This is a genomic window from Sphingomonas sp. SAFR-052, from assembly GCF_051965015.1.
Lineage (GTDB): Bacteria > Pseudomonadota > Alphaproteobacteria > Sphingomonadales > Sphingomonadaceae > Sphingomonas.
The window spans coordinates 123,979-140,011 of the sequence record NZ_JBQCMO010000007.1 but is presented as its reverse complement, the minus strand read 5'-3'; the positions used below and the strand labels follow the sequence as shown (position 1 = coordinate 140,011).

The 16,033-nt window shown below is 64.9% G+C and carries 8 protein-coding genes; 3 read left to right on the top strand and 5 right to left on the bottom strand.

The annotated features are described in order from the left end of the window. Window positions 1-97: 97 nt before the first annotated feature. Entirely contained in the window at window positions 98-1,672 is a 1,575-nt protein-coding gene (locus tag ACTHQV_RS13650) for an alpha-N-arabinofuranosidase (RefSeq protein ID WP_440490996.1), read from the bottom strand. A 180-nt stretch (window positions 1,673-1,852) separates the two neighbouring features. Here ACTHQV_RS13650 and era point away from each other — a divergent pair, with 180 nt between their 5' ends. After that, window positions 1,853-2,755: a GTPase Era gene (era, locus tag ACTHQV_RS13645; RefSeq protein ID WP_440490995.1), complete on the top strand. Its 903-nt coding sequence runs from the start codon at window positions 1,853-1,855 to the stop codon at window positions 2,753-2,755. Between the two features lie 27 nt (window positions 2,756-2,782). On the opposite strand, the gene ACTHQV_RS13640 is transcribed toward era, so the two are convergent. Together ACTHQV_RS13640 and ACTHQV_RS13635 are read right to left on the bottom strand one after the other, a co-directional pair. Then, entirely contained in the window at window positions 2,783-5,335 is a 2,553-nt protein-coding gene (locus tag ACTHQV_RS13640; RefSeq protein ID WP_440490994.1) for a TonB-dependent receptor domain-containing protein, read from the bottom strand. A 90-nt stretch (window positions 5,336-5,425) separates the two neighbouring features. Then, a complete protein-coding gene (locus ACTHQV_RS13635) occupies window positions 5,426-6,859 on the bottom strand; it encodes a tryptophan halogenase family protein (protein WP_440490993.1) in 1,434 nt (477 codons plus the stop codon). Between the two features lie 316 nt (window positions 6,860-7,175). Between ACTHQV_RS13635 and ACTHQV_RS13630 the strand changes: the two genes are divergently transcribed. Further along, window positions 7,176-10,187 carry a TonB-dependent receptor gene (locus ACTHQV_RS13630; protein WP_440490992.1) on the top strand — a complete coding sequence of 1,004 codons (3,012 nt, stop codon included), beginning with the start codon at window positions 7,176-7,178 and terminating at the stop codon, window positions 10,185-10,187. An 83-nt stretch (window positions 10,188-10,270) separates the two neighbouring features. Here ACTHQV_RS13630 and ACTHQV_RS13625 read toward each other — a convergent pair whose 3' ends face one another. Then, complete coding sequence (locus ACTHQV_RS13625; RefSeq protein ID WP_056459912.1) at window positions 10,271-10,639, bottom strand: glycine zipper 2TM domain-containing protein; 369 nt, start codon at window positions 10,637-10,639, stop codon at window positions 10,271-10,273. A gap of 190 nt (window positions 10,640-10,829) precedes the next feature. Here ACTHQV_RS13625 and gyrB point away from each other — a divergent pair, with 190 nt between their 5' ends. Further along, on the top strand, window positions 10,830-13,298 hold the full coding sequence (gene gyrB, locus ACTHQV_RS13620) for a DNA topoisomerase (ATP-hydrolyzing) subunit B (protein WP_440490991.1): 2,469 nt from the start codon (window positions 10,830-10,832) through the stop codon (window positions 13,296-13,298). 295 nt (window positions 13,299-13,593) lie between these two features. Here the strand turns inward: gyrB and ACTHQV_RS13615 are convergent, their stop codons facing one another. Next, a complete protein-coding gene (locus ACTHQV_RS13615; protein WP_440490990.1) occupies window positions 13,594-16,002 on the bottom strand; it encodes a ligase-associated DNA damage response DEXH box helicase in 2,409 nt (802 codons plus the stop codon). Window positions 16,003-16,033 lie beyond the last annotated feature (31 nt).

The following is a 16,033-nucleotide window of genomic DNA, read 5'->3' as shown; positions in this document are numbered from 1 at the left end:
GGCCCGATGTCGTCCGCGAATGGATGGCCTGTGCAGATCCGGTGAAGAATGATCCGCGCCTGCGGGGAAGTGGGGCGGCCGATGCCGCCCCACGACCTCATTTGATGTCGAGCATCACCACCGACTTCGCCGGCAGCGTCACCGTCAGCGTGCCGTTCGCGACCTGTGCGCCGGTGAAGGCGGTCGGGGTCACGGCGTTCGGATTGTCGAACGTGTTGTGCGCGGTGATCGTCGGCGCGGTCAGCACGCGGCCGGTGACGGTCGCGCCGTTGATCCCGGTCAGCGCCGCCGACACGGTGGTCGGACGGTTCGGATCGGCGTTCGACATCGCGACATGGACCACGCCGTCCTTGCCGCGCACGGCCGAAGCCGACACCGCCGGCATCACCCATTTGTCCCGCGAATAGTACGGGCTGTTGATCGTGATCGGCAGCACCGTGCCGTCCATGAACGGCTTGTACATTTCGAACACGTGATAGGTCGGCGTCAGGACCATCTTCGGCCCGTCGGTCAGGATCATCGCCTGCAGCACGTTCACCATCTGGGCGATGGCGGTCATCTTCACCCGGTCGGCATGCTTGGCGAAGATGTCGAGGTTGATCGCGGCGACCAGCGCGTCGCGCAGCGTGTTCTGCTGCCGCAGGAAGCCCGGCGTCGTGCCCGGATCCTGTGCATACCAGGTGCCCCATTCGTCGACGGCCAGCCAGACGCGCTTTTGCGGGTCGTACTTGTCCATCATCGCGGTGTGCTTGGTGATGTATTCGTCCATCCGCCACGTCAGCGCGAGCGTTTCGGCCCAGCCCGCTTCATCGAACTGCGTCGGCGACGCGCGCGGCGGCCAGCTGCCCGGCACCGTGTAATAATGGAGCGACACGGCATCGATCTGGCCGATCGCTTCGCGCATCATGACGTCGGTCCAGTTGTAATCGTCGTTGTTGGCGCCCGACGCGATCTTCAGAATGCGGCTGCCGGCCGGCGACTTGATGAAGGTCGCGAAACGGCGCGTCTCGTCGGCGGCATATTGCGGCCGCATGTTGCCGCCACAGCCCCACAGCTCGTTGCCGATGCCGAAATAGGGGACCTTCCAGGGCGCCTTGCGGCCGTTCTTCGCGCGTTCGTCGGCAAGGGTGCCCGCCTCCTGCGTCATATATTCGACCCATTCGGCCATTTCGCGCGGGGATCCGTTGCCGACATTGCCCGAGATATAGGCTTCGGCACCGACCTGTTCGGTCAGGTCCATGAATTCATGGGTGCCGACCGCATTGTCCTCGGTCACGCCGCCCCAATGGTTGTTGATCTTGACCGGGCGCTTGTTGCGGGGGCCGATCCCTTCGCGCCAGTGATATTCGTCAGCGAAGCAGCCGCCGGGCCAGCGGATGACCGGCACACCGAGGCGCTTCAGCGCGGCGACGACGTCGTTGCGGAAGCCGCGGGTGTTGGGGATGCGGCGATCGTTGCCAACCCACAGCCCGCCATAGATGCCGTTGCCGAGATGCTCGGCGAACTGGGTGAAGATGCGTCGGTCATAGGTCGGACCCTGCTGGTCGCCGCGGATTGCGATCTGTGCCGGCTCGCCTGGCTGTGGCGTCGGGGCTGGGGTCTGTGCCGATGCGGTCGCCGCGATCAGCAGCGAAGCGGTGCCGAGCACGAAATTGCGCGCGCGGGTCCGCATCGTGCAGCGCATAGTGGATTGATTACGCATGGGTTATCGCCCCCTCCTCTGTTCTTGTCGGACTATTGGGTAGCGGTCATGGACAGGGGGATCAAGCGCTGATCGACATGCGCAGCCGCTTTGCTTGCGTGGCGGCGGCGGGTAAGAGGGAGGCCATCCAATCATCCGTGAGGTTAGCTTTTGACGTCTTCCCCCCAGTCGTGCGGCCTTGTCGCGATCCTTGGCGCCCCCAATGCGGGCAAGTCGACGCTGGTCAATGCGCTGGTCGGACAGAAGGTCGCGATCACCAGTCCCAAGGCGCAGACGACGCGCACCCGGTTGATGGGCATCGCGATCGAAGGCGATACGCAGCTGCTGCTAGTCGATACGCCCGGCATTTTCGAACCCAAGCGGCGGCTCGACCGGGCGATGGTGTCGGCGGCATGGGAAGGGACGGCGGGCGCGGACGCGATCGCGGTGGTGGTCGACGGCAAGGGCGGGATCGGGCCGAAGGTCCGGGCGATCGTCGAGCCGCTCGCCGCGCGCAAGGAACCCAAGCTGCTGATCCTCAACAAGGTCGACATCGCCGACAAGCCGCGCCTGCTCGACCATGCCGCGCGGCTGCACGAGATGGCGGCGTTCGAGGAGACGTTCTTCGTCAGCGCGACGACCGGCGATGGCCTGGCCGAGATGAAGGCGGCGCTGGCCAAGCGGATGCCCGAGGGACCGTGGCATTTCCCCGAGGATCAGGTGAGCGACGCCACCGACCGCATGCTGGCGGCAGAGGTGACGCGCGAGCAGCTCTACCATCAGCTGCATGAGGAACTGCCCTATGCCAGCGCGGTCGACACCGAACGCTATCTCGAGCGCGAGGACGGGTCGGTCGAAATCCACCAGCAAATTTATGTCGCGCGCGACACGCAACGCGCGATCGTGCTGGGCAAGGGCGGGCAGCGCATCAAGGAAATCGGCGCGACCGCGCGCAAGGAATTGCAGGAACTGCTGGGCGTGCGCGTGCACCTCTACCTGCATGTGAAGGTCAAGCCGAACTGGGAAGAGGACCGGATGCTGTACCGCGATATCGGGCTGGACTGGGTGGAGTAGGAGGCTTTCCCCTGAAGGGGGGAAGCTTCAGAACAGCTTGCGCACCGACAGCTTCACGATCCGGCCATAGGCGTCGAGGAACGCCGGCTGGAAACGGAACGGCACCGCGCCGTTCCGGTCGCGGACGTCGGGGCGGTCGTTGAGCAGGTTCCGGACCTCGAACTGGAAGGTCATGCCCTTGGCCCAGGCGGCCTTGGGCGCCAGCTGCTGCCCCTCCAGCTGCGAATAGATGCCCATGGTCGTCGCCGGCGTGAAGCGCAGGTCGGATTCGGCGATGCTGCTGCGGATGCGGGTGGGTGCCCGCCAGAACAGATAGGTGCCGAGCCGCAACGGGCCGTAGGAGCCGCCGATATTGGCCTGCACTTCGTAACGCGACCGCCCGCTATTGCCGTCGAGCGATGCGCCGTCCAGCAGGTCGAGTTGCGGCTGGCCGGGGCGGAGCACGAGTTGGTCGTCGAGCCGCGCGGTGAAGGTCGTGAAGCTCCACAGCATCGGCCGTTGTCTGGGCGGTGGCGGCGGCGGGGCGTCCTTGGCCGGGGGCGTCGGCGCGGGTGGCTTGGGGCCGATCTGGCCGAAGAACGACCAGCTGGTCGTGATCTTGCGCTCGCGTTCCTGGAAGGCGTTGATCGGGCGCAGGTCGGCACGCAGCAACTGTCCGAGCGCATCGCGTTCAAACCGGTCGGGAAAGGCGGCCTGCAATTCGGCAGTGGCGCTGCCCGGATAGACCAGCTGATCGGTGATGCGCGTGTCGACATAGGCGAGGTTCAGGCGCAGTTCGCGGCCCTTGATCGGTTGCCAGTCGAGACCGAGCGTGCGGATTTGCCGTTCCTCGGGCGCAAGGTCGGTGTTGCCGCCGCTGGTCACCGCGATCAGCGCGCTGGCGCCGGTCACGAAGTCGAAGAACGGCGTGTTGGGAACGGTGACGATCGGGTTGGTCAGCGCGGCGATAGCCGGCGGAGTCTGAGCGGTGTTGATCGACGCGGTGATCTGGATCGGGCGCCACGGATTCCAGCGCAGCGCCAAGTTGCTGCTGGTCAGGTTGCCATAGTCCGACACGCCGGTCACGCCGAAGGTCGCGTTGGCCGAAACCGTCCCGATCGTGTCCAGCACGCCGCGATCGGCCGAGGCGATCGGCAGGTCGAGACTGGCGCTGCCGCCGGCGATCGTGCGGGTCAGCGCCGTCGCCGCTCCGGCATTGTCGGCTAGCCGGCCGTTGCTGTCGGAATAGGCGTAATCGGCGTTGAGGGTCAGCAATGCCTGACCGGCGGGCAGGCTTAGCAACGGCCCGTTGGCGGTCGCCTTGGCCTTGGCGGTGTTGGTCAGCGTGCGGCTGCGGACGATGGTTCGATCCGCGGTGGCGATCCGGTCGGACAGGTCGTACGGATCGGCACCGGCATCGACCGCCGCCTGCAACACCGCGGGATCGACGCCGCGATCGACCGCAGCACGCGCGCGGACGCGGTCATATTCGCCGCTCACCGTCCATATCCAGCGGCCGATCCCGCCCTGTACGGTCGATCCGGCATGCAGCGTCAGATTGTCGGTGCGCTGGATCAACGTGCCGGCTTCGTCGACATAGCGGTAGAGCAGCACGTCGTCGTCGAACGGGCTGGCCGGATTGGCGGCGGGCAGGCGCAGCGCGGCGCCCTGCAGCCCATTCCATTCATAGCCGCGCTGGGCGTCCATGATTAGGTTCAGCGACCCGGTCATGGTCTTGCCGATCGGGACGGCGTGAGTCAGGTCGACCTTCAACTGGTCGCGCGACGGCAGCGACAGGAAGGGCGACAGGTCGGTCGCACGGGTCGTGTCGGCGGCATATGCGCGCACGTCCGCGCGTACGGCCGGATCGGTCGGCACGGCAGCGGCGGTGACCGGCCGGCCGGCGAGCCGGTCGAGCGCCGGATCGATGCTGCCGCCATTCAACCCGCGCAGATTGCCGGTCCGATCGAACAGCGTGTCGTTGTCGACCTGATAGGGGCGTTCGGTGGCGAACAACTGGTTCTGCCGGTCGTAGGTGATCGCCAGCGTGGTGCGGCGATCGCCCTCGATCCGCGTCGCGCCGACTTCGGCGGCGAGCGTGCCGCCGCCGCCATCGGTCGTGGTGCCCGCCCCCTGTTCGATCGTCAGTGCGCGGAAGCGTTTCTTGGTCACGAAATTGACGACGCGCACCGTGGAGGGAAAGCCGAAGCGCGCCGAATCCTGTTCGTTCAGGATCTCGGTCCGCTCCAGCGCCTCGGGCGGGAGCGTCTGGATTTCGCGATAGCCCGAGATGCGCCGGCCGTTCAGCAGGAATACCGGTTCGCCGCCGCTGTTCGACGTGGTCAGCGGTTTGAGCAGATTGAGCAGTTCGTCGATGCTGGTCACGCCCATCGCGCGGATCGCCTCGGCATCGAGCACCGCGACCGGGGCGGCGTCGCCCAGCGCCGATCCCGGCGGACGCTTGCCGATGACGACGATCTCTTCCTTGGGCGTTTCCTCGCCCGGCTGCTCGGTGTCGTCCTGTGCCGGTGCCGCGACCGGGCTGACAAGGAGTGCCGCACCGGCCAGCGTCCGCCAGCCGTACCGCCCGTATCGCGCCATGCAAGCTACTCCGTCACCGTTGCGATGGCGGAATAAGCGCGGTTTCCGGCCGGATCGTGGCAGAAGGAGGCGATGGCGCGGCAGGCCGATTTACCGCGGTACCGCGTTAATATGTAGCGGTAGCGACAGCGCAGTACGGCGATAGGCCGCGCGCATATCGTCGAGCGCTGCCTCGACCGAAAGCGCGTTCAGTCTGTCGACAGCCGGGTCATAGGCGGCGGGCCAGATTTCCTGCCCGGTCAGCACCGCCGCCCAACTCGGCATCGCAAAGATATCGCCCGGCTGCGGGATCAGCCGGCCCTGCGCGCGCCATAGTTCGATGCGGTGCGCCAGGCTGTCGGGGACGGTCATCGCCTGCATCGCGCGCCAGAAGTCGCTGTCGTCGCGGGTCGTCGCCTTGTAATGCAGCACCACGAAATCGCGCACCGCTTCGAACGCGCGCGCCATGTCGGCATTATAGGCGCCGCGCTCGGCCGGATGGACCGCGGCCCCCGGAAACAGCGCGATCAGCCGTTGGATGCCATGCTGGATCAGGTGGATGCTGGTCGATTCGAGCGGCTCGACAAACCCTGCGGCCAGGCCCAGCGCGACGACATTGTGCGACCACGCTTGCCGCCGCATGCCGGTGGTGAAGGACAGCTGTCGGACATCGCCCAGCGGCTCGCCCGACGCATCGGCGCGCAACAAGCGTTCGGCATCGTCGGCGGTGGTGAAGCTGCTGGCGAAGACATGCCCGTTGCCGGTGCGATGCTGCAACGGAATCCGCCACTGCCACCCGGCGGCATGGGCGGTGGCGCGGGTATAGGGCGGCAGCGGGTCGAGCGCGGCGGTCGGCATGGCGAGCGCGCGGTCCATCGGCAACCAGTGGCGCCAGTCGTGATAGCCGGTCGCCAGCGCGCCCTCGATCAGCAGCCCGGCAAAACCGGAGCAATCGACGAACAGGTCGCCGGTGATGGTCCGGCCGTCCGCCAGCCGGACCGCGGTCAGGTCGCCGCCGGTGCCGTCGCGGTCGACGCGGACCACGCGTCCTTCGTGGCGGACGACGCCCTGTCCCTCGGCGACGCGGCGCAGCAGCGCGGCATAGAGCGTCGCGTCAAAGTGATAGGCATGGGCGATATGGGCGAGCGGGGTGCGGTCGCCATTGCCCGCGATGCCGAACCGCCCTTCGCGTGCCGCCACGGTGCACATCGAATAATCGGTCAGCCGCGTGGTGCCGCCCCGTGCGCGGTGGCGCAGCCAGAGCTGGTGGAACGGCACGCCGTGGAAATCCTGCCCCGCCGCGCCGAAGGGGTGGAAATAGCGCTGGCCGATCCGGCTCCAGTCGACGAATTCGATGCCGAGCTTGTAGCTGCCCATCGTCGCGCGCAGGAAATCGGCCTCGGCGATGTCGAGCATGGCGTTGAACGCGCGGATCGGCGGGATCGTCGCCTCGCCGACGCCGACTGTGCCGATCGCCTCTGATTCGATCAGCGTGACGGTGCGGCCGATGGGTGCGAGGAAGCGCGAGAGGGCGGCGGCGGCCATCCAGCCGGCGGTACCACCGCCGACGATAACGACTTGCCGTACTAATGGTTCTTCCGTCGTTATTCCGCTCACTGGCGCCTATTCCGCGATGTGCCGCTCAAATCCTACCCCCTTAGCAATATTCTTGCGTGCAATGCGATTATGGCGACTGGCTAGGCGCATCCGTATCAGCCATAGTCGTATACGAACAGGCGGTGCGCGCGGTTGATAGCGATATCAGCAATGCTCTAGCAACAAATACCCCTTGAAAGTACGACAAATACCGAATAGCAATTTGTCATACAGAACATAGAATACCAAATAAGGGGGGGTATCAATGCGTCGTTTCACGCTGCTGGCGTCGGTCGCCGTCGTGCCGTTCATGCTGGCTGCAACGCCGGGCCTTGCGCAGACATCGCCGATCGATAAACCCGCCGGCGCCGATGCCGGCGAAACGGTCGAGGTGCCGGACGCCACCAAGAAGGACGAGGAACAGTCCGAAATCCTGGTGCGCGGCCTACGCCGCAGCCTTGCCAGTTCGCAGGCGATCAAGCGCAATTCGGATTCGATCATCGACGTGATCGTCGCCGACGATATCGGCAAGCTGCCCGACTACACCGCCGCCGAAAGCCTTGCGCGCATTGCCGGTGTACAGGTGACCCGCTTCAGCGACGAAGTGAATGGCGTGCTCATCCGTGGTTTGCCCGATGTCGCCACCGCCTATAACGGCCGCGAACTGTTCACCGCCGAATTGCGCCGCGTGCAGCTACAGGATTTCCCGGCACAGGCGATCGCCAGCATGGAAGTCTATAAGTCGGGTACCGCCGATCTCGTCGAACCCGGCCTGGCCGGCCTTATCAACGTGCGGACCCGTCGTCCGCTCGACTTCAACGGGCGCGTCATTGCCGGGGGTTTCCGTGGCACCTACAACGACCAGAGCCGCAAATATGATCCGGGCGGCAACGTGCTGGTGTCGGACCGCTGGAAGGTCGGCGACGGTGAAATGGGCCTGCTGGTCAACGCGACCTTTGCGCAATCGCAATATTATAACGGCGTCCGTTACAATGCGAGTTACGTTCGTGACTCCTATTATTCCGATTACCTGACCCAGGGGCGCAAGGTTCGCGAGAATCTGCCGGGTGGACTGTTCTTCTTCCCGAACAATGTCGGCCTGTACAATGACGGCGGCAAGCGGTTCCGCCCATCGGGCAATTTCTCGCTGCAATACAAGCCGAACCCCGACACCGAACTCTATGTCGAGGGTATTTACCAGGGTTATCGCGGCCGCGGCTATGCCGACAATTTCGACGTGCCGCTGGAACAATGGGGTCCGAATTCGACTCCGCCGGTATTCACCAACGTCGTGCTGGAGGACGGCAAGTCGTACAGCGATATCAAGCTGCGAGCCGGTCAGAATCCGGCTTACGACGTGACCACCGTGCCACAGGCGGTGTCGCTGTCGAAGACGTCGGGTTCGGAGCCGCAAGGCTATCGCAACACGACCCAGGATCAGACCAACACCTATCAGATCGCAACGGGTGGCCGCTGGCAGACCGATCGTGCGGTGCTGTCGACCGACTTCGCCTATAGCTGGAGCCGGTACAACCGCGACAATTACAGCCTCGACTTCCGCACGGTCGGCGCCAAGACCGTCGACGTCGCGTTCAATCGCGACGGCGGCGTGGCGTTCAATTTCCCGAGCTGGGACCCGTTCAATCCGGCCAACTACATGTTCCGCGGCTATTACGAAGCTACGTACGACGTGAAGGGGGATGGCTGGCAGTGGCGCGGCGATCTTGCGCTCGACACCGACATCAGCTTCCTGCCCAAGCTGCAATTCGGGTTGCGGGCGACCGGGCATCACAGTGAAAAGACGACAGACGGGGCGCGCTATGCCGAATTGTCGGCGGCGATGATCCCCTATTCGTCGCTTCCGGTCGGCGAGTTGTCGAAGACGATCGATCCGTTCCGCGGCAGTGCACAGGGGTTCGTGTCGTATCTGCAGCCGCCGCGCGCCGGCATCTATGACAATCGTGCAGCGCTGCGCAAATTTACCTACGACACGCTCGTCCGGCTGGTGGCGCAATTCCCGAATGATCAGGGGTATAAGGACCGGCTGGCGGAATGGAGCACGGATAACGTGCGGCCGCCGACGACGTCGGGCTGGCAGGCCGACGAAAGCACCTACGCGGCCTATCTGCAAGGCAAGTATAATTTCGCGTTGGGACCGATCGAGGTCGATGGCGTCGCCGGCATCCGTGCAGTGATGACCAACGGCACCAGCTTCGGCGTTTCGAGCATCTGTACGCTGAACAATGGCGGTACGCCCAACGATCCGCGCGACGATACCTGTACCCGGTCGCTCACCGAACGGACCGAAAAACAGGACTATCTCGACCTGCTGCCCAACATCAGCGCGCGGATCAAATTCACGCCCGAATTGCAACTGCGCTTCGGCTATACCAAGACGCGGACGAAGCCGGATTTCGGTCTGCTCAATCCGGCGCTGAATATCCAGCCGATCATCTATCAACCCTGTCTCGAACCGACGGCGCCGAACTACAACCCGACCGATACGACGAGCTGCCGGATCCCGGGTCGGGTCTATGCCAATTACGCGGGCTCGCAGGGCAACCCGTCGCTGAAGCCGTTCACGTCGACGAACTACGACATCAGCCTCGAATGGTATTTTTCGAAGACTGGGTTCATCAGCGCGGCGGTGTTCCAGCGGGACATTTTCGGTTTCACCACCTGGGTCACGCGGTTCCGCAACGATCCGCAATTCGGCATCCTGTCACTGTCCAGCCCGATCAACGCGGGTGACGCCAACATCAAGGGCGCGGAAGTCAATTTCCAGACCTTCTTCGACTTCCTGCCCGGTGCGCTCAGTGGGTTCGGCGTGTCGGCGAATGCGAGCTATCTAACGGGAAAGAACCGGTATCCGAACGGCTATAATCCGCAGACCGATCAGTTCGAGGGGGAGGGCGAGTATCTGACCATCCCCGGCCTGTCGAAATGGACGTACAATGCGGCACTGTTCTACGAAAAGTCGGGTCTGATCGCACGTATCTCGTATAATCGCCGCTCCGATTGGGTGAACCGGTACAATACCGATCCGCTGAACGGTTTCCAATATTCGGGCGAATCGACCTATGCTCGCGATCGTCTCGACGCCGGCATCAGTTATGACCTCAACAAGAACCTGACCGTCAGTGCCGATATCGGCAACATCCTGGCTCGGCCGTTCCGCAACTATGTGAACTTCCAGCCGGGCCGGTCGTCGCCGATCGATGTCCGCGACGAGGGCCGCTATTACGGCGTCGGCCTGCGCTTCCGCTTCGGCGACTGAGCGCACTCAAAAGGCCGGCCCTTCCTGTCGGAAGGACCGGCCATTCCCGTAACCCCGTTACGCCACTGGGGGTCGGGAAAGCGTTAGCGGCGGCAGTAGCGCGGCGCGTCCGCCTTATCGATCGCGCGGCCGGCCAAGGCACCGACACCGCCACCCAGGATGGTGCCGAGCAGGCGGTTGCCGTTTCCGCCGACCTGGTTGCCGAGCAAGCCGCCGGCGATCGCGCCGATCACCGTGCCACCGTCGCCATTCTCGCAGCGCTCGCCGCGACGGTTGACGTAGCGGTTGTTGTAATAGCCGCGGTCGCCGCGATATTCGCGGTAGCTGCGGCCGTCGCGATAGTCCCGCTCATAGCGGTCCCCGCGCCAGCTCTGTGCCGAAGCGGCGGTAGGGGCGGCGGCAGTGGCGACCGTGGCAAGCGCGGCGGCAGCGAGCGTCAGCTTCTTGAACATCGTTCTTCTCCCTCAAATCTGGTGACGGTTCCCGTCGGGGAAGTCCGTCTGTGATTTGGGGTATGCCCTGATTCGCTTGAGCCGATACTGAATGCGCCTGTTAGCTGCCGTTCATTATCGGGCCGGAACGGTCGCGCCGCCGGTGCGGGTTTTGCTTTAGTTCCCGCCCGCAAAACCCTATATGCTCGCTATGGCAACGAACCCTAACCAGAACGACTACGGCGCAGATTCGATCAAGGTGCTCAAGGGGCTGGACGCCGTCCGCAAACGCCCCGGCATGTATATCGGCGATACCGACGACGGCTCGGGCCTGCACCATATGGTGTTCGAGGTCAGCGACAATGCGATCGACGAGGCGCTGGCCGGACATTGCGACCGCATCCTCATCACGCTGAACGCCGATGGTTCGGTCTCGGTCGAGGATAATGGCCGCGGCATCCCGACCGGCATCCACAGCGAGGAAGGCGTATCGGCGGCCGAGGTCATCATGACCCAGCTCCACGCGGGCGGCAAGTTCGAGAACACCAACGACGACAATGCGTACAAGGTGTCGGGCGGCCTGCACGGCGTCGGCGTGTCGGTGGTGAATGCGCTTTCCGACTTCCTCGACCTCACGATCTGGCGCGACGGGCAGGAGCATTACATGCGCTTCCGTCGCGGTGATGCCGAAGCGCCGCTCAAGGTAATGGGGCCGTCGGACAAGCGGGGCACGCGCGTCACCTTCCTGCCGTCGCCCGAGACGTTCAAGATCGTCGAATTCGATTTCGACAAGCTCGAACATCGCTTCCGCGAGCTGGCGTTCCTCAATTCTGGCGTGCGGCTGGTGCTGGTCGATGCCCGGCACGAGGAGCCGCGCGAGGTCGAATTGTTCTACGAAGGCGGGATCGCCGCGTTCGTGAAATATCTCGACCGGACCAAGACGCCGTTGATGCCTGATCCGATTGCGATCCACGGGTTCCGCGACGATGTAGGCATCGACGTCGCGCTGGAATGGAACGACAGCTATTACGAAAACGTCCTCGCCTTCACCAACAACATCCCGCAGCGCGACGGCGGCACGCATATGGCGGCGTTCCGCGCGGCGCTGACGCGGACGCTTAACAGCTATGCCGACAAATCGGGCATGCTGAAGAAGGAGAAGGTCAGCCTGACCGGCGATGACATGCGCGAAGGCCTGACCGCGATCGTCTCCGTCAAGCTGCCCGACCCGAAATTTAGCAGCCAGACCAAGGACAAGCTGGTGTCGTCGGAAGTGCGCCAGCCATTGGAAGCGCTGATGGCCGATAAGCTGGCCGATTATCTGGAGGAAAATCCGGGCAATGCGAAGGCGATCATCCAGAAGGTGATCGACGCCGCCGCCGCGCGCGAGGCCGCTAAGAAGGCACGCGAGCTGACCCGGCGCAAGGGCGCGATGGACATCGCCTCGCTGCCCGGCAAGCTCGCCGACTGCCAGGAACGCGACCCCGCCAAGTCCGAACTCTTCTTCGTCGAGGGTGACTCGGCCGGCGGTTCCGCCAAGCAGGGCCGCGACCGGCACTTCCAGGCGATCCTGCCCTTGCGCGGCAAGATCCTGAACGTCGAGCGTGCCCGCTTCGACCGCATGCTCGCCAGCCGCGAGATCGGCACGATCATCACCGCGCTCGGCACCGGCATCCGCGACGATTTCAACCTCGACAAGCTGCGCTATCACAAGATCGTCATCATGACCGACGCCGATGTCGACGGCGCGCATATCCGTACGCTGCTGCTGACCTTCTTCTACCGCCAGATGCCCGAGATCATCGAGGCGGGGCATCTCTATATCGCGCAGCCGCCATTGTATAAGGCCACCAAGGGCCGGTCCGAAGTGTATCTTAAGGACGACAACGCCCTCGACGAATATCTGGTCGAAGGCGGCGTCAGTGCGCAGGTGCTGGAAACGCCGGCGGGCGCGCGTAGCGGCGACGATCTGAAGGCGCTGCTCAGCCATGCGCGGCGGATGCGCACGCTGATGCGCTATGTCCCGCGCCGCTATGACATGGGCATCGTCGAGGTGCTGGCGCTGGCCGGCGTGCTCGATCCGGCGATCAACGACGCGGATCGCCAGACGCGGTTGCAGGATGCGGTGTCGCGGATCGGCCGGACCGATGTCGAGGCCGAATGGACCGCGCGCGTGACCGAAGACCATGGCCTGCAGTTCCAGCGGCGCTGGCGCGGGGTGACCGACACCCATAATATCGAACCGGCGTTCTTGCTGTCGGCGGAGGGGCGCAAGCTCCACAGCCTCGCCGCCGAGGAAGCGGCCAGCTATGCCGGCGTGTCGAAGCTGGTCAGCGCGCGCAGCGCCGCCGATCCGGTCGCCGAGAGCGAGGAAGAGGCACCGGCGGTCGCAGGCAAGGGCGAGACGCTGGTCGCGCGGCCCAGCCAGTTGCTCGACGCGATCCTCGCCGCCGGGCGCAAGGGGCTGTCGATCCAGCGTTACAAGGGGCTGGGTGAGATGAATGCCGAACAGCTGTGGGAAACCACGCTCGACCCGTCGAACCGGTCGATGCTGCGCGTGGCGATCGATCAGGCCGATGTGGCGGATGAGATCTTCACGCGGTTGATGGGCGATGTGGTGGAGCCGCGGCGGGACTTCATTCAGGAGAACGCGCTGAACGTGGCGAATTTGGACGTTTGAGGCGGGCCGTATCCCCGCGCAAGCGGGGATCCAGAGCCGCAGACGCTGTGCCACGTAACCCTGGACCCCCGCCTGCGCGGGGGCACGCGCGCCTGGGCCTCGGGGACGGTCAGAGATGAGCCTGGACCCCCGCCTGCGCGGGGGTACGCCTCTCATGATCCCGTTCGGTTCGAGCAGCTTCGAGCTTGCCGAGAAGCGTCTGTCGAGAACGCCCGCTTAGGGTAACTGCTTCTCGATTAAGGTTCTCGTCAGGTTCGAAGCGGACAGGAAAGGAAGAGCGGGCGGTAGGCCCCCCTCAATCCAGCGCCATCGCCTGCGCCGCCAACGCCTCTGCCTCGACCAACAGCGCATCGTCGGCCGACCCTTGCGTCACGCGCTCCCGCCCGATCAGCACCAGCACCGGCACCGCGAGCGGACTGACGCGCTCCAGCGTCACATGCCGCATCCGCGCCTGTGCCGTTTCCAGCAAGGTCGCCAGTCGTCCGACATCGGTCATCCGCGCGCGGGCATCTTCCCACGCCGCCTGCAACAGCAGATGGCCGGGTTCATATTTGCGCAGTACGTCGTAGATGAGATCGGTCGAGAAGGTGACCTGCTTGCCGGTCTTGCGCTTGCCCGGATGCTGGCGTTCGACAAGGCCGCCGATCACCGCCACCTCGCGAAAGGCGCGCTTGAGCAGCGCAGACCCCTGTACCCAGTCGACGAATTCATGTTCGAGAATGTCGGGCGAGAACAGCGCATGCGGGTCAGTGATCGGTTCGAGCGCGTAGCAGGCGAGCGCATAGTCGTTCGATACGAAACCGATCGGGTTCAGCCCCAGCGCCTCCATCCGCCGCGTGACGAGCATGCCGAGCGACTGGTGCGCGTTCCACCCTTCGAAGCTGTAGGCGACCATGTAATGCCGTCCGTCATGCGGGAAGGTTTCGACCAGCAGCTCGCCCGCGCGCGGCAGCACCGATCGCCGCGCCTGTATCTCCAGCCATTCGCGAACGTCGTCGGGAAAGCGGTGCCATTCGCCCGCATCGGCAAGGAAGCCGCGCACCCGGTCGGCGAGGTTGGTCGACAGTGCCATGCGCGTGCCGCCATATTTCGGGATGCGCGCCGGCTTGCTGGTCGCGCGGACGACCAGATCGGTCAGCTCGATCTTCTCGACCTCGAGGCTCAGCCCCGAGAAGAAGAAGGTATCGCCCGGCGACAGCGTCGAGGCGAAATATTCCTCGACCGTGCCCAGCCGCCGCCCGTTCTTGAACCGGACGTCGAGCGTCGGCGCATCGACGATGATCCCGGCGTTCAGCCGGTGCTGCGCGATGAAGCCCGGTTTGGTGACGGTCCAAAATCCGTCGGTGCCCAGGCGTAAACGTTTGAATTTATCGTACGCTTTCAGGGCATAGCCGCCCTCGGCGATGTAATGCAGGACGCGGTCGAACGTATCGCTGTCGAGCGCGGAATAGGGCAGGGCGCCGCGCACTTCGTCCAGCATCTCGGCGGCGTCGAACGGTTCGGCACAGGCGCAGCCCATCAAATGCTGGGCCAGCACGTCGAGCGTGCCGGGACGGAAGATGTCGCGGTCGAGTTCGCCCGCATCAACCGCGTCGAGGGCTGCCTGCGCCTCCAGAAATTCGAAGCGGTTGCCGGGCACCAGCAGCGCCTTCGACGACTCGTCCAGTCGGTGATTTGCCCGGCCGATCCGCTGGAGCAGGCGCGACGACCCCTTGGGCGCGCCCATCTGGATCACGCAATCGACATCGCCCCAGTCGACGCCCAGATCGAGGCTGGCAGTGGCGACCAGCGCGCGTAAGCGGCCATTGGCCATTGCCTGTTCGACCTTACGCCGCGCCTCGCGGTCGAGGCTGCCGTGATGGACGCCGATCGGCAGCTGGTCGTCATTCGCCTTCCACAAATCCTGAAAGATCAGCTCGGCCAAGCTGCGAGTGTTGCAGAAGACGATGGTGGTGCGGTGGGCACGAATTTCGCGCATCACCTGTTCGGCGGCATAGCGCCCCGAATGGCCCGACCATGGGATGCGTTCCTGCGGCAACAGGATGCGGATGTCCGGTTCGGCGCCGGGCTCGCCCTGTACCGCCGCCACGGCATCGATATCGCCGTCGGGCGCCAGCCACGCACGATAGCCATCGGGATCGGCGACCGTCGCCGACAGTGCGACGCGACGCAGGTCGGGTGCGAATTTCTGCAACCGGGTCAGGCATAGCGACAACAGGTCGCCACGCTTGTCGGTGGCAAAGGCGTGGACTTCATCGATGACGATCGTCGACAGCGATGCGAACAATTTGTCGCTGTCCGGATAGGACAGCAGCAGACTGAGCGATTCGGGCGTGGTCAGCAGGATGTGCGGCGGCTTGGCGCGCTGGCGGGCCTTGCGATCGGATGGCGTGTCGCCGGTGCGCGTCTCGACCCGGATCGGCAGACCCATTTCGGCGATCGGGGTAAGCAGGTTGCGCTGCACGTCGACCGCCAGCGCTTTGAGCGGCGAGATGTAGAGAGTGTGCAACCCGTCGCGGGGAGTTTCGATCAGGTCGACCAGCGTCGGCAGAAAACCCGACAGCGTCTTGCCTGCCCCGGTTGCAGCGACCAGCAGCGCGTGGCGTCCTGCACGCGCCTGTTCGAGCATGTCGAGCTGGTGACGGCGGGGCGTCCAGCCGCGTGCGGCGAACCAGTCGGACAGGGGAGCGGGAAGGTCGCGCACGAGGGGCGATGTAGGATCGCGGTGGCGCGAC

Coding starts and splice junctions, on each gene's coding strand:
- ACTHQV_RS13650 (WP_440490996.1), bottom strand. CDS start 1,672: ATGCGGACCCGCGCGCGCAATTTCGTGCTCGGCACCGCTTCGCTGCTG.
- ACTHQV_RS13640 (WP_440490994.1), bottom strand. CDS start 5,335: ATGGCGCGATACGGGCGGTACGGCTGGCGGACGCTGGCCGGTGCGGCA.
- ACTHQV_RS13635 (WP_440490993.1), bottom strand. CDS start 6,859: ATGGCCGCCGCCGCCCTCTCGCGCTTCCTCGCACCCATCGGCCGCACC.
- ACTHQV_RS13630 (WP_440490992.1), top strand. CDS start 7,176: ATGCGTCGTTTCACGCTGCTGGCGTCGGTCGCCGTCGTGCCGTTCATG.
- ACTHQV_RS13625 (WP_056459912.1), bottom strand. CDS start 10,639: ATGTTCAAGAAGCTGACGCTCGCTGCCGCCGCGCTTGCCACGGTCGCC.
- gyrB (WP_440490991.1), top strand. CDS start 10,830: ATGGCAACGAACCCTAACCAGAACGACTACGGCGCAGATTCGATCAAG.